General features: G+C 67.0%; 16 protein-coding genes. 9 read left to right on the top strand and 7 right to left on the bottom strand.

What is annotated here, in order from left to right; genetic code table 11:
* Nucleotides 1-186 precede the first annotated feature (186 nt).
* From H512_RS22810 to H512_RS0106335, 3 genes are all read left to right on the top strand, one after another.
* Nucleotides 187-648, top strand: coding sequence for a GNAT family acetyltransferase (locus tag H512_RS22810; RefSeq protein WP_053239618.1), 462 nt, complete (start codon nt 187-189; stop codon nt 646-648).
* Between the two features lie 366 nt (nt 649-1,014).
* Entirely contained in the window at nt 1,015-1,275 is a 261-nt protein-coding gene (locus tag H512_RS0106330) for a hypothetical protein (RefSeq protein ID WP_026782746.1), read from the top strand.
* A gap of 102 nt (nt 1,276-1,377) precedes the next feature.
* Entirely contained in the window at nt 1,378-1,746 is a 369-nt protein-coding gene (locus H512_RS0106335) for a VOC family protein (protein ID WP_026782747.1), read from the top strand.
* 424 nt (nt 1,747-2,170) lie between these two features.
* Here the strand turns inward: H512_RS0106335 and H512_RS26255 are convergent, their stop codons facing one another.
* The 4 genes from H512_RS26255 to H512_RS0106355 form a co-directional block, all read right to left on the bottom strand.
* Nucleotides 2,171-2,347, bottom strand: coding sequence for a YegP family protein (locus H512_RS26255; protein ID WP_084798330.1), 177 nt, complete (start codon nt 2,345-2,347; stop codon nt 2,171-2,173).
* Between the two features lie 260 nt (nt 2,348-2,607).
* Nucleotides 2,608-3,825, bottom strand: coding sequence for an NADP-dependent isocitrate dehydrogenase (locus tag H512_RS0106345; RefSeq protein WP_026782748.1), 1,218 nt, complete (start codon nt 3,823-3,825; stop codon nt 2,608-2,610).
* Nucleotides 3,826-3,982: 157 nt separating this feature from the next.
* Nucleotides 3,983-4,732: a type I methionyl aminopeptidase gene (gene map, locus H512_RS0106350; RefSeq protein ID WP_026782749.1), complete on the bottom strand. Its 750-nt coding sequence runs from the start codon at nt 4,730-4,732 to the stop codon at nt 3,983-3,985.
* A gap of 153 nt (nt 4,733-4,885) precedes the next feature.
* On the bottom strand, nt 4,886-5,434 hold the full coding sequence (locus H512_RS0106355) for an NADPH-dependent FMN reductase (RefSeq protein WP_026782750.1): 549 nt from the start codon (nt 5,432-5,434) through the stop codon (nt 4,886-4,888).
* A gap of 232 nt (nt 5,435-5,666) precedes the next feature.
* Between H512_RS0106355 and H512_RS0106360 the strand changes: the two genes are divergently transcribed.
* Together H512_RS0106360 and H512_RS0106365 are read left to right on the top strand one after the other, a co-directional pair.
* Nucleotides 5,667-6,122, top strand: coding sequence for an Lrp/AsnC family transcriptional regulator (locus tag H512_RS0106360; RefSeq protein ID WP_026782751.1), 456 nt, complete (start codon nt 5,667-5,669; stop codon nt 6,120-6,122).
* Nucleotides 6,123-6,124: 2 nt separating this feature from the next.
* Entirely contained in the window at nt 6,125-6,748 is a 624-nt protein-coding gene (locus H512_RS0106365) for a LysE family translocator (protein ID WP_026782752.1), read from the top strand.
* On the opposite strand, the gene H512_RS0106370 is transcribed toward H512_RS0106365, so the two are convergent.
* Entirely contained in the window at nt 6,745-7,659 is a 915-nt protein-coding gene (locus tag H512_RS0106370; protein ID WP_026782753.1) for a LysR family transcriptional regulator, read from the bottom strand. The genes H512_RS0106365 and H512_RS0106370 overlap by 4 nt on opposite strands.
* A gap of 257 nt (nt 7,660-7,916) precedes the next feature.
* Here H512_RS0106370 and H512_RS0106375 point away from each other — a divergent pair, with 257 nt between their 5' ends.
* From H512_RS0106375 to rpsD, 4 genes are all read left to right on the top strand, one after another.
* Nucleotides 7,917-8,954 (top strand): aldo/keto reductase, encoded by a 1,038-nt coding sequence (locus H512_RS0106375; RefSeq protein ID WP_026782754.1) that lies wholly within the window; start codon nt 7,917-7,919, stop codon nt 8,952-8,954.
* Between the two features lie 110 nt (nt 8,955-9,064).
* Nucleotides 9,065-9,856: an RNA methyltransferase gene (locus tag H512_RS0106380; RefSeq protein WP_036790257.1), complete on the top strand. Its 792-nt coding sequence runs from the start codon at nt 9,065-9,067 to the stop codon at nt 9,854-9,856.
* Nucleotides 9,857-9,960: 104 nt separating this feature from the next.
* On the top strand, nt 9,961-10,782 hold the full coding sequence (gene murI, locus H512_RS22815; RefSeq protein ID WP_053239620.1) for a glutamate racemase: 822 nt from the start codon (nt 9,961-9,963) through the stop codon (nt 10,780-10,782).
* Nucleotides 10,783-10,984: 202 nt separating this feature from the next.
* Nucleotides 10,985-11,602 (top strand): 30S ribosomal protein S4, encoded by a 618-nt coding sequence (rpsD, locus tag H512_RS0106390; RefSeq protein WP_026782756.1) that lies wholly within the window; start codon nt 10,985-10,987, stop codon nt 11,600-11,602.
* A gap of 63 nt (nt 11,603-11,665) precedes the next feature.
* On the opposite strand, the gene H512_RS0106395 is transcribed toward rpsD, so the two are convergent.
* Together H512_RS0106395 and H512_RS0106400 are read right to left on the bottom strand one after the other, a co-directional pair.
* Complete coding sequence (locus tag H512_RS0106395; protein WP_026782757.1) at nt 11,666-12,787, bottom strand: serine hydrolase domain-containing protein; 1,122 nt, start codon at nt 12,785-12,787, stop codon at nt 11,666-11,668.
* A 192-nt stretch (nt 12,788-12,979) separates the two neighbouring features.
* The gene (locus tag H512_RS0106400; RefSeq protein ID WP_026782758.1) at nt 12,980-13,510 is read right to left on the bottom strand and encodes a hypothetical protein; all 531 of its coding nucleotides are present in this window, start codon (nt 13,508-13,510) and stop codon (nt 12,980-12,982) included.
* Nucleotides 13,511-13,760: the final 250 nt, after the last annotated feature.

Raw genomic sequence — 13,760 nt, forward strand, 5'->3', positions numbered from 1 at the left:
GTGGACTTCGGTGTAAATCATTGAAATAACGGCAACTTGCCGAGGTGCGGCGGAAAGCCGGTAGAGCAGCTGTCATCAATGGGCGGCCCTGTTGCGCGAGCCATGGTGGCGCGCAAGATCGGGTCGGCTATATCTGAACTGCCGCCAACAGGGGCGGGCAAGGAGGCAGGCGTGGACGGAGACACCATGATCGACGGCATGGGGGACGATGACCGGCAGGCGGTGATTGCGCTCTGGACGCGCTGCGGGCTGACGCGCCCCTGGAACGATCCCGCTGCCGACATCGATCTGGCGCTGGCCACGGAGACCGCCACCGTGCTGGTGGCGCGCGTCGGCGGGCGCCTCGTCGGTGCGGTGATGACCGGGCATGACGGCCATCGCGGGGCCATCTACTATCTCGGTGTCGATCCGGACTGCCGGCGCGGCGGCGTCGGCCGGGCGCTGGTGCGGGCTGCTGAGGACTGGTGCCGATCGCGCGGCGCGCCGAAGGTCAACCTGCTGGTTCGAAATGAGAACCAGGCTGTCCTCGCCTTTTATGCCGCGCTGGGCTACCGGCCGACCGACTGCGTCTCGCTGTATCATACGCTCGACCCGGCACGCGCCGAACGCGAACAGGCGGAGAAGGCGGACTGGGCGGCACACACCTGACATCAAGGGGATTCGGTCGATCGACACTGGCGTGCCGGCCGGAGGTGACCGGAAAGCCGCGGCGGCGCGCGCCGGATTGTCGCTTCGATACCGGAGTACTTGTGATTTCGACTAAAGTCTAATCATGCGGCATTTTCTCGCTAAGTCCTTGAATGCAACCCGATCGTCAACTCGTCAGTAGAATCGCCAAGCCGGAAATCGACAACTGGGACACCGCTGACCTGTAGCACTACGGGTAAGTAGAATTGGACCGCGAACCAAATTTTGAACATGATATGGTTTCTGGATGTCGAATTCGAGGGTCCGGCTGGTTCGTCACAATCCCGCGGCGGGGAGGACGGTATCCCGGACTTCGGAGGCCGAAGCATGCTTGCGCTCGAGTTGGTGCTGTTGGTGATGGCGGCCGGCCTTGTCGTCGGAACGCGTTTCCGCGTGCTGGCCATGGCGCCGCTGGCACTGGCCGCCTGCGGCTGCGCCTTTCTCGAAGCCCTGACCATCGGTGCCTCGGGCGGACGCGCCGCGTTGCATGCCGCCGAGGCGGGGGTCGTCTTCGAGGCCGCTTATGCCTTCGGGGCCATGCTTGTTCACGGGCGGCTGCCTTTCCTGCCGGCACGGTCGCAGGTCTGAAAGCGGATCGCCGTTTGGCAGCTACCTTTCCTTATGCTGACATAATTTGGCAGTTTGACATCATAGTCCTGTTCCGTTTTGCAACGGTGCAAGGAGATGATCGTGGCGACGCCCACCTATTACCTACTGCATGTAGCCGATCCCGCGAGAAGCAGCGGTTTCTACGCCGAATTGTTCGGCCGCCCGCCAGTCGAGACGTCGCCGACCTTCGTGCTGTTCGTTCTCGACGGCGGCATCAAGGTCGGGCTGTGGTCGCGGGAGACGGTGGAGCCGGCGACCGGCGGCGCCCCCGGCGCGCTTGAAATCGGCATCGCTCTCGGCACCCCGGCCGACGTGGACGCCTTCCATGCCAGCTGGCTGGCGCGCGGATTGCCGGTCCTGCAGGCGCCGACCGACATGGATTTCGGCCGCAGCTGCATGGTGGCCGATCCGGATGGACACCGGACCCGCGTCTTCGCAATCAGCATGTGAAGCCAGGAGGCATCGGGAAGGCTCCGGTAGTCGGCGTGGCGGTTGTTCATGCCGCTGACGCAACCGGGAAATCGGCGATACTCCTGGCGGAGCGGATGCGCCGGCATCTCCACGGATTGGTTCGAGGGGTGCCGGGCATCGGCAGGCGGGCACGCACCGATGCCGTCCGCTCCACGCGGCATCGGGTTGTCGCTTTGGATGGATGTGGCGTCCGATCGCAGCCCTCGCCGCTCACCACCCGAACGAAGGTGTTTCCCGCCGCTGCGGGAATCCAGCGGAATCCGGTACTCGACATGGACCTGTTGATCGGTCCGGAGGCGAACCGGCTTCCTCTCGCGGCCATGTCCTGCAGCCATACGACACCCACCGCCGACGTCGTTGCCGGTGGGGTATCGCCTGCAGGTCTGCCGTCAAGCCGAGGACGTCAGCTGTTGTCTTCGGTGGGCGCCGGGGGGCCGTTCTTCTTGATCGACTCGATGGCGTTGATCGCCGAAGCCTTGGACTTGTAGCCCTCGGTCCAGAAGATCACTTCGCCATTGTACTTGAAGTAGGCGACATACTCGTCGGCCTTGTTCTTCTTGATCTCGAACTTGTGCGCCACTTTCGAGCCTCCCCTTGATGGCTGACGCCTCGCGTCCACGGCGGCGGACCCGCGCCAAACTCCGGAACGGCGCCTTTCCCGCCGCCGGCGGCACGCGGAAAAAGCGATCGGTCGGTATCGAGACTATTTTGAGATGCGCGAGCTGTCATCTTCAAACGACGGCCACTGCCGCCGCCGCCGCTTATCCTTATGGCTAGCTCAAGAAAAAGCGGCGGGCCGTTGCCGATCCGCCGCCCGATCATCTTGCCGCTATGGCCAGCTTACCACTTGGCCATTTCGGCTTCGAGGTTTTCGGCGACCTTTTCGAGGAAGCCGGTGGTGGAGAGCCACTTCTGGTCCGGCCCGATCAGCAGGGCGAGATCCTTGGTCATGAAGCCGGCCTCGACCGTGTCGACGCAGACCTTTTCCAGCGTGTCGGCGAACTTCGCGAGATCGGCGTTGTCGTCGAGCTTGGCGCGGTGGGCGAGGCCGCGCGTCCAGGCGAAGATCGAGGCGATGGAGTTGGTCGAGGTCTCCTTGCCCTTCTGGTGCTCGCGATAGTGGCGGGTGACGGTGCCGTGGGCAGCCTCGGCCTCCACCGTCCTGCCATCGGGCGTCAGCAGCACCGAGGTCATCAGGCCGAGCGAGCCGAAGCCTTGCGCCACGGTGTCGGACTGCACGTCGCCGTCGTAGTTCTTGCAGGCCCAGATATAACCGCCGGACCACTTCAGGGCCGAGGCGACCATGTCGTCGATCAGGCGATGCTCGTAGGTGATGCCGAGCTTGTCGAATTCGGCCTTGAACTCGGTGTCGAACACCTCCTGGAAGATGTCCTTGAAGCGGCCGTCATAAGCCTTGAGGATGGTGTTCTTGGTCGACAGGTAGACCGGCCACTTGCGCATGATGCCGTAGTTCATCGAGGCGCGGGCGAAATCGCGGATCGATTCGTCAAGGTTGTACATGGCGAGCGCCACGCCGGCGCCGGGCGACTTGAACACCTCCTTCTCGATCACCGCGCCGTCCTCGCCGACGAACTTGATGGTCAGCGTGCCCTTGCCGGGGAACTTGAAGTCGGTGGCGCGGTACTGGTCGCCGAAGGCATGGCGTCCGACGACGATCGGCTGCGTCCAGCCGGGCACCAGGCGCGGCACGTTCTTGCAGATGATCGGCTCGCGGAAGATGACGCCGCCGAGGATGTTGCGGATGGTGCCGTTGGGCGACTTCCACATCTCCTTGAGGCCGAATTCCTTCACCCGCGCTTCGTCGGGCGTGATGGTGGCGCACTTGATGCCGACGCCGTGCTTCTTGATGGCGTTGGCGGCGTCGACCGTCACCTGGTCGGAGGTGGCGTCGCGGTTCTCAACGGAAAGGTCGTAGTAGTCGATGTCGATATCGAGATAGGGCAGGATCAGCTTGTCCTTGATCAACTGCCAGATGATGCGGGTCATCTCGTCGCCGTCGAGATCGACGACCGGGTTCGCAACCTTGATCTTCGCCATGTTAGGGTGACCTTCCGAACGTGTGGCCGGGCATTTTGCCGGTTCGCGCGCCTGCCGATTACGCAAACGCACGGATGCTCCGCCTGTAGCATGACGTCGGCGCCGAGGCCAGACCGGCCATGCAGCTTTTGGGCGAACGCTGACGTAAAGGGAAGGCTCAGGAGGGAAGCGTCACCACCACCGGTCCGTTGCGGGTGGCGACGATGGTGTGCTCGAACTGAACGGTCGGCGCCCGCGGCTCGGAATAGAGCGTCCAGGCGTCGTCGCCGTCCTCGGCCCATTCGGCGCCCAGCGACAGGAAGGGCTCGACGGTGAAGACGAGGCCGTCGGTGATGACGCGTCGCTCGTGCCGATCGGGCCAGGTGGCGATGTCGGTCGGCTCCTCGTGCAGGGCGCGGCCGACGCCATGGCTGCCGAGATTGCGCACCAGCGTATAGCCGTTCTTGCGGGCGAAGGCGCCGACGGCGCGGCCGACGCCGGCCAGCGGCCGGCCGAGGGCGACGGCGCCGATGCCGGCCCACATTGCCCGCCTGCCGTCGCGGCAGAGCCGGTCCAGCCGGGCCGGGACGGGAGAGACGGCGAACGAGGCGCCGCTGTCGGCGAAGAAGCCGTCCTTCGAGGCGGAAACGTCAAGGTTGATCAGGTCGCCGGCTTTCAGCACCCGCTCGCCGGGGATGCCGTGGGCGATCTCCTCGCCCACCGAGATGCAGGCGACGCCGGGAAAGCCGTAGGCCGCCCGTGGTGCCGGCACGGCGCCGGCATCGTCGAGCAGGCGGCCGGCGATGGCGTCGAGTTCGGCGGTGGTGACGCCGGGACGGACGGCGGCGGCCATGGCGGCGATGGCGTCGGCGACGATGCGGCCGATCGCCTTCAGCCCGTCGAGTTCGTCCTGATGGGTGACGGTCATGTCGTCCTTCCCGGCGTTGTCGATATCATGCCAATCCGCGAAGATGCTGACGCATCCGCTCATTGAGGCCATTGCCGATTTCTCGTCCGCATCAGTGGAGCGAGACATCGGCAAGCGGGATACCCGGCGGTCTTTATCAATACCTCCCAGGGATCACTTCGTCTTGCCGATCCAGGTGGCGAAGGCGGCGAGGAAGGCCTTGAGGAAGGTCTTGGTATCCTCGTTGATGAACTTGCCGTCCTGGCCGAGGAGGTCGCCCACCTTGGAGACATAGGCTTCCGGCTGCTGCATCACCGGCATGTCGAGGAACACCAGCGGCTGGCGCAGGTGGTGGTTGGCGCCGAAGGCCCCGAGCAGGCCGGGCGACACGCTGACCACCGCGGCCGGCTTACCCGCCCAGGCGCTCTTGCCATAGGGGCGGGAGCCGACGTCGAGGGCATTCTTCAATGCGCCGGGAATGGAGCGGTTGTATTCGGGTGTCACGAACAGCACGGCATCGGCCCTGGCGACCTCGTCGCGGAAGCGGGTCCAGGCGGCGGGCGGAGCATCTTCGAGATCGGGATTGTAGAGCGGCAGGTCGCCGATCTCCACCATGCGGAGCTTCAGTGCCGCGTCGGCGAGAGTGACGAGATTGTCGGCGACGGCGCGCGAGAAGGACCCCTTGCGCAGGCTGCCAACCAGAACCGCGACATCATAGGCCATGCTTGTCTCCTCTGTTCCGCGAAGCCGGCGGCGCCGTGCTCCACCACGATGCTCGCCTGCGCCGTGCGGCACGGTGGAACATCTACCGTATGTTATATGGGATTTCCCGCAAAGGTTCCATGATCGGCGGATGTGCGGCCATGGTGGCCCGTTGGCGCAAGGTGTACTCCACCTATCGTATATCACAGCAAAAATTATTGACGAATCGTCATAATGCGAGAATATGTGCGGCATGGATGACATCGATCGTCAAATCGTGATCTGCCTTGGCGAGGATTGCCGCCGCTCGCTGGCCGATATCGGCGGCGCGGTGGGGCTGTCGACCTCGGCCGTCAACGAGCGAATCCGCCGTCTGGCGGCCGCCGGGGTGATCCGCCGCTTCACCGTCGACGCCGATCCCGAGGCGCTGGGGCGCGGCATTGCCGCCTTCGTGTTCGTGGGGCTTGCCGCCGACGCCGACGAGGCGGCGTTCCGCGCCGTCGCCGCCGGCCACCCCGATATCGTCGAGTGCCAGCACGTCACCGGCGGCTGGAACTATCTGATCAAGATCCGGGTCGGTTCGCTGGCCGGCATCGAGGCCTTTCTCGACGGCTTCAAGCGGCGACGGCTGATTGCCCGCAGCGAGACGATGATCGCGCTGTCCACCGTCGTCGAGCCGCCGTTTCGGCCGAAGGGGGAGGCGACGTGAGCCTGCTGCTGCTGGCCGCCAAGGGCTTCGCGCTCGGTTTCGCCGTCGCCGCGCCACTCGGGCCGATCGGCGCGCTCTGCATCAACCGGACGCTGGAGCGCGGCTTCCGGGTCGGCCTGGCCGGCGGGCTCGGCACGGCGCTGGCCGACGCCGCCTATGGCGGGCTGGCCGCGCTCGGCTTTGCCGCCTTTTCGGCCGTTCTGGCGGCGATCGACGGACCGATGCGGCTTTTCGGCGGCCTCGCCATGATCTGGCTCGGCTGGCAGGGCATGCGGCCGAAGCCGCCGCAGCCGGCCGCCGAGATCGGCGCCCGCGACCTCCTCGGCACCATCGGCGCCACCTTCCTCCTCACCATCGCCAACCCGACCACCATCCTGTCCTTCGCGGTGTTCTTCGCCGGACTGGGTCTCGCCTCGACGGCCGGCGCGGCGTCGGCGGCCGTGGTGGTGGTAGGCGTGTTCACCGGCTCGCTTGCCTGGTGGATCATCCTGACCGGCGGCGTGGCGCTGATCCGCCACCGGCTTCCCGACCGCTTCGCGCTGTGGGTCGGTCGCCTCTCCGGCGGGCTGATCCTCGCCTTCGGCCTTCTGGCGGTGGGCTCCGTCCTGGTCGGACTCAGGCGCTAATCCCTCGGTCGCTCGTGCATACGTCTGAGGCAGGCGTCGATGAAGACGCGCAGCTTCGGCTGTAGCCGGCTCGACCTGGGATAATAGAGATAGAGCGCGTCGCGGGCCGGCGCGAAGGCGTCGAGGCAGGTTTCGAGGCGGCCGTCGGCCAGCTCGCGGCGGGCGTTCTGCGACGACGAATAGCTGAGGCCGAGGCCGGCCACCGCCATCGCCCGCAACAGGGCGGAGTCGTCGGAGGTGATCTGTCCGGGTGGATTGATGGTGACGGCGATGCCGTCGCGCTCGAATTCCCAGCGGTAGAGGTCGCCGGTGTCGGGCAGGCGGAAGCGCAGGCAGGTGTGGCGGGCGAGATCCTCCGGCGTCTCCGGCCGGCCGTGGGCGGCGAAGTAAGCCGGCGCGCCGACCACCACCCAGGAGAACGGCGGGCTGACGCGCACCGTCAGCATGTCCTGGTCGATGAACTCGCCGATGCGGATGCCGGCGTCGAACCCGCCGCCGACCAGATCGTGGCGCTTGCTGTCGGTGATCACGTCGACGGCGATGTCCGGATGGGCGGCGAGGAAGGCCGGCAGCACCGGCGCCAGCACCTCCCGCGCGGCGACGTGGTGGACGAGCAGCCGCAGCGTGCCCGACGGCCGGGCGCTGAGGCTGGCGAGCGCGTCGAGCGAGCCGGCGATGGCGTCGGCGGCCGGCCGGACCTCGGCGAGAAACCGCTCGCCGGCCTCGGTGAGGGCGACGCGGCGGGTGGTGCGATGGAGGAGCGGCAGGCCGATCCGCCGCTCCAGCGTCTGCACCGCCTGGCTGATCGCGCCGGGGGTGACGCCCAGCTCGCGGGCGGCGGCGCGGAAGCTGCCGCGCTTGATCACCGTCAGGAACTCGCTGATGCCGTCGAAGATGTCGGTTCGGGCCATGGGTCCTCCAGGCGGCTCCTCGCCCAAGCGTGATTTGGCGGAGCGCCGCGACGGTCGCATACTAGCAGCCTCGATAGCCGGCGATTGTATAGATCAACTGATCAGGCTGTGCCATTCGGCACGGCTATTCCGGCCACCAGCGGCGGCCTATGTCTGGTGTGGGCGCCGGGGGCTGCGCTTTCGTCGTGGCGCCCGAGCCGCGCGCCGCGGCGCCGGCCGCTCTCGCTTTCCTCAATGCAATTTCTCAAGGTGATGACATGCGCTACAACACGCTCGGCGGCACCGGCCTTCTCGTTTCCGAAATCTGTCTCGGCACCATGACCTTCGGCGGCCAGGGCTTCTGGACCGCCATCGGCGCGCTCGACCAGTCGGTGGCCGACCGCATCGTCGCCGGCGCCCTCGACAAGGGCGTCAACTTCATCGATACCGCCGACGTCTATTCGGAGGGCCTGTCGGAGGAGATCACCGGCGCGGCGATCCGCAGTTCCGGCCGCGTCCGCTCCGACGTGGTGCTGGCCACCAAGGTGTTCGGCTCGGTCGGCAAGGGCGTCAACGATCGCGGCGCCTCGCGCGGCCACATCATGAACGGCGTCAAGGCCAGCCTGAAGCGGCTCGGCACCGACTATATCGACCTCTACCAGATCCACGGCACCGATCCGGTGACGCCGATCGAGGAGACGGTGCGGGCGCTCGACGATCTCGTCCGCGACGGGCTCGTCCGCTATGTCGGCGTCTCCAACTGGCCGGCCTGGCGCATCATGAAGGCGCTCGGCATCGCCGACCGGCTCGGTCTCGACCGTATCGCCAGCCTGCAAGCCTACTACACCATCGCCGGCCGCGACCTCGAACGCGGCATCGCGCCGCTGCTCCTCGCCGAGAAGGTGGGGTTGATGGTGTGGAGCCCGCTGGCCGGCGGTCTCCTGTCCGGCAAGTACAGCCGCGACGGCTCGGGGCCGGAGGGCGCCCGCCGCGCCAACTTCGACTTCCCGCCGGTCGACAAGACGCGCGCCTTCGACGCGCTCGACGTGATGGCCGGGATCGCCGCGGACAAGGGCGTGTCGGTGGCGCGGATCGCGCTCGCCTACGTGCTGGCCAAGCCGTTCGTCTCCTCGGTGATCATCGGGGCCAAGTCGGTGGAGCAACTCGACGACAACATCGCCGCCAGCGAGGTGGTGCTGTCGGACGACGAACTCGCCCGCCTCGACGCCGTCTCGGCGCTGCCGCCCGAATATCCCGGCTGGATGCTGGAGCGGCAGGGCGCCGAGCGCCTCGCCTCCGTTCATCGCAAGGCCTGACCCCCTTCCATAACCGCCGACCGGGCGCGGCAGCACGCCGCGCCCGGTTTTTGCTTTTCTTGGGGCCGTCGATGTGCCAAACCCGCGCCGAAAACGCGGGACAGGCGATCATGTCGGACGAACAAGCGGCCGGGCGCGGACCGGCCATCATCCTCTGCGAGCCGCAGATGGGCGAGAACATCGGCGCGGCGGCCCGCGCCATGGCCAATTTCGGGCTCAGCGATCTCCGGATCGTCGCGCCGCGCGACGGCTGGCCCAACGACAAGGCCGAGGCCAACGCCGCCAAGGCGACGCACATCATCCATGCCGCCCGCGTCTATGACCGGCTGGAGGAGGCGATCGCCGACCTCTCCTTCGTCTACGCGACGACGGCGCGCGACCGCGACGTCACCAAGGCGGTGCGCGGTCCCGTCCATGCCGGCAAGCACATGCGGGCGCTGGAGGCGCAGGGCGCGCGGGTGGGCCTCCTGTTCGGCCGCGAGCGCTGGGGCCTCAACAACGACGAGGTGGCGCTGGCCGACGAGATCCTGACGCTGCCGGTGGTGCCGGAATACGCCTCGCTCAACATCGCCCAGGCGGTGCTGGTGGTCGCCTACGAATGGCGCAAGGCCGGCTTCGACGACCCCGACGCCGCGCTGCCGTTCGCCGCGTCCGACCGGTCGCCGCCGGCCGGCAAGGCGGACCTCCTCGGCCTGTTCGACCATCTCGAATCGGTGCTCGACGCGCGGCATTTCTTCCATCCGCCCGAGAAGCGGCCGACCATGATCCGCAACCTCCGCGCCATCTTCCAGCGCCAGCAACTGACGCAGCAGGAGATCCGCACGCTGAGGGGCATCATCACCTGCCTCGACGGCAAGAACCACCGGCCGGCCAAGCCGGTCGCCGACGACGGCGAGGCGTGAGCGGCAAGGCTTCGTTAACCCTGCCGGCCCAAGGATCGGCACGGCCCGCCTGTCGCCGCATTCGGCCGGCAAGACTTGGCGGACGAGCGGTTCAGAGAAGGTCCATGCGCATCCTGGTATTCGACAGCGGCGTCGGCGGCCTGTCGGTGGCCCGCGAGATCGGCAAGGCGCTGCCGGCCGCCGGCATGGACTATGTCGCCGACCTCGCCGTGTTCCCCTATGGCGCGCTGGAGCCGGACGTGCTGGTGACGCGCGTCGTGTCGCTGATGGAGACGGCGTTGGCCGCGCTCGACCCGGCGGCGCTGGTGATCGCCTGCAACACCGCCTCGACGCTGGTGCTGCCGCCGCTGCGCGCCCGCTTCAAGCTGCCGATCGTCGGCACGGTGCCGGCGGTCAAGCCGGCTGCCGAGCATTCGCGGAGCCGCCTCGCCTCGGTGCTGGCGACGCCCGGCACGGTGAAGCGCGACTATACGCGCGGCCTGATCGAGACATTCGGCGGCGATTGCCGCTTCACGCTGGTCGGCTCGCAGGCGCTGGCCGGCCTCGTCGAGCGGCAGTTCGCCGGCGAGACGGTGAGCGACGCCGAGCTTCTGGCCGAGATCGCTCCATGCTTCGTCGAGGAGGGCGGCCGGCGCACCGACACCGTGGTGCTGGCCTGCACCCATTATCCGCTGCTGCTCGACCGCCTCAGGGCGCTCGCCCCCTGGCCGGTGGAGTGGATCGACCCGGCGCCGGCCATCGCCCGCCGCGTCGTCACCGTCACGGCGGGCGCCGGGCCGTCGCGCGACGACGGGCTGCCGCACCGCTTCTTCTCGACCGGCCGGCAGCCGCCGGGGTCGCTGCTCGACGCCTTCGGATTCGTGGCCGGCGGCGATCTTTTCGCCGGCGAAGCGGCAAAAGCCGGCAAGTCCGCGCTTTCGGTTTGACAGCGGCCGCTGCCTCGACTATTCACCCCTCAACCCGCCGGCTTCTTGACAAGAGGAGCCGGCGTGGCCGTTCACGTGTCCCGTGGGGGACCTGCCGCGCGCAGCGTTTCCCTGTCGGTTTCGGGCGTCTCCCTTGGGAGCGGATCGAAGCAGAGGAGGGCGCGCGTCCTGAATGAAACACTGACGATAAGCGGGATACGCGATGTCTAAGCGCCATAGTGCAAAGTACAAGATCGACCGCCGCATGGGCGAGAACCTCTGGGGTCGCCCGAAGAGCCCGGTCAACAAGCGTGAATACGGCCCCGGCCAGCACGGTCAGCGCCGCAAGGGCAAGACCTCCGACTACGGTCTGCAGCTCCGTGCCAAGCAGAAGCTGAAGGGCTATTACGGCGACCTCAGCGAGAAGCAGTTCTACCGCATTTACGAGGAGGCGGTCCGCCTGCGCGGCGACACCTCCGAGGCGCTGATCGGCCTGCTCGAGACCCGTCTCGACGCCATCGTCTACCGCGCCAAGTTCGTGCCGACGCCGTTCGCGGCGCGCCAGTTCGTCAACCACGGCCATGTCACCGTCAACGGCCGCAAGGTCAACATCGGTTCCTACCGCTGCAAGGTCGGCGACGTGATCGAGGTTCGCCAGAAGTCGAAGGAAATGATTCTCGTTCTCGAGTCGATCGAACTCGCCGAGCGCGATACGCCCGACTACATCGAGGTCGACACCTCCAAGAAGGTCGCCAAGCTGGTGCGCGTGCCGGCGCTGGCCGACGTTCCCTACGCCGTCAAGATGGAGCCGAACCTGGTCGTCGAGTATTACTCGCGCTGATCGGTTTCCGAGCTTCGGACATCTGGAAAGGCCGCCCATCGGGCGGCCTTTTTGTCTTTCCGGTCAAGCGGCGAGGTCGGCGTAGACGGCGCGGAAGACGTCTTTGGGGAAGGCGCCGTTGCAGCCTTCGACGGCGGTGTTGGTGAAGATGACGATGGTCAGCTTCGAGGCCGGGTCGACGTACCACTGGTTGCCGTAGATGCCGCCCCAGGCCCAGGTACCGGCCTTGCAGGGCAGGCCCTGCACCTCTGGATCGCGATAGATCGACCAGCCGTGCGAATAGCCCTGGCCCGACGGCGCCGGATCGAGGTCGACGGTGCGCGCCTCGGTCAATAGTGGCATCGAGGCCGGCGACAGCAGCGGCGCGCCGCCCTGGCGCATGGCTTCCAGGAAGAGGAGGAAGTCCTCGGCCGAGCCGATCATGCCGGCGCCGCCCGACGGGAAGGCCGTGGGATCGAAGGCGCGGCCGGGCCAGAACAGCGTGAAGCCGTCGCCATCCTTGACCAGCTCGGTGACGCCCATGCGGACGGGCGGCGCGCCGTCGGCATAGGCGACGGCGAGGCGGTTGGTGTCCACCGGCTGGAAGGCGGTATCGACCATGCCGAGCGGATCGGTGACACGTGCCTTGACGATCTCCGGCAGGGTGCGGCCATCGGCGGCCTCCATGACAGCGCCCAGCACGTCGATGCCCACCGAATAGCGCCAGGCCGTGCCGGGTGGAAAGGCCAGCGGCAGGGCGGCGATACGGGCGATGTTCTCGGCGAGGTCGAAGTCGGAGGGGCCGGTGCCGCCGGAAGCCGGCTTGCCGTTGCCGATATCGAGATCATAGGTGAGGCCCGAGGTATGGGTCATCAACTGCGAGATGGTGATCGGCGGTGCGCTGCCATCCGGCAGACGTGGCCGGAACTCGGGCAGGTAGCGGGTCACCGGATCGTCGAGCCGCATCCGGCCGGCCTCGACCATGGCGAGCGCCGCCACCGACACCATCGGTTTGGTCACCGAGGCCAGGCGAAACAGGGTGCGCGGGATGACCGGCTTCTTCGCCTCGCGGTCGAGAAAGGCGGCCTGCCGGCTGTAGACGACATCGCCGTTCAACGCGATCAATATGTTGGCGCCGACGATGGTGCGGCCGATCGCCCTGTCGACGACGGCGTCGACGCCGGAAAACTGCACTATCCTGCCCACTTGGCTCTCTCCCCGCGATTGCTGGCCCCGAGCCGCCCTTCAGCGGCCATCAGCGCCATCCTACTCGTTCGAGAGCGCATTTGTGGCAGGAAAGGCGGCGATCGCCGCCCGTCTGCGGCCGTATCCCGCGAACGCAAAAAGGCCACCCGAAGGGGTGGCCTTTCAGCACTTATCTCAGCTGGCGAAGTCTGATTACTTGACCAGGATCGGCAGAGCCGAGAACTGCGGGTCGTTGGTCTGGGCACCCGGATTGTAGTAGGTGACGGGCTTGACGCCCACCGAGCCGTGCGTACCGATCAGCGCGCCGGACTCCGCAGCCTTCTCGAGCTGGGCATACCGCTCGGCGTCGGCCTTGGCGGCGGCGGCGTTAGCGGGATTCTCGATCACCACCTTGGTCGGGAACTGCGGGTCGTTGGTCTGGGCACCCGGATCGTAGTAGGTGATCAGCTTGGCGCCTTCGACACCGGTCGAACCATGGGTGCCGATCAGCACGCTCGAGCCATTGGAGCCCTTCAGGGCCTGCTCGGCCGCGGCATAGCGCTCGGCATCAGCCTTGGCAGCGGCGGCGTTGGCACCGCTGGTCTTGAAGTTCATCTGAATGAAATCAGGGTCGTTGCTGGTCGCGGCCGGATCGTAGCGGTCACGCGGAGCAGCAGCGGCATTGGCAATGGCCGGAACCAGCAGAGCGGCGAAGGCGGCGGTGACGAAGATCTTGGTGTTCATGATATATAGCTCCTTATCGAACGTTATCGTCCGGCCTTTTCTCTCTCGGCCGGGACATGCCCCAGAAAACAGCTTGATCAGGCCAGCGATTATTTCGGAGGTCTTGATCGCTGCCGATGACCCTCATTTGGGGCAGGATCGTTCACGTTCAAACCGGGCGATGGTGACGTCTGCGAGCTATCCAGTTGATCGCCGGTCGCGAAAACGTGTCCGGGGAGTTGAACGGCGGCGGCTGGTCAGCCGAAAACCG

The organism is Pleomorphomonas koreensis DSM 23070 (assembly GCF_000425185.1).
Taxonomy (GTDB): Bacteria; Pseudomonadota; Alphaproteobacteria; order Rhizobiales; family Pleomorphomonadaceae; genus Pleomorphomonas; species Pleomorphomonas koreensis.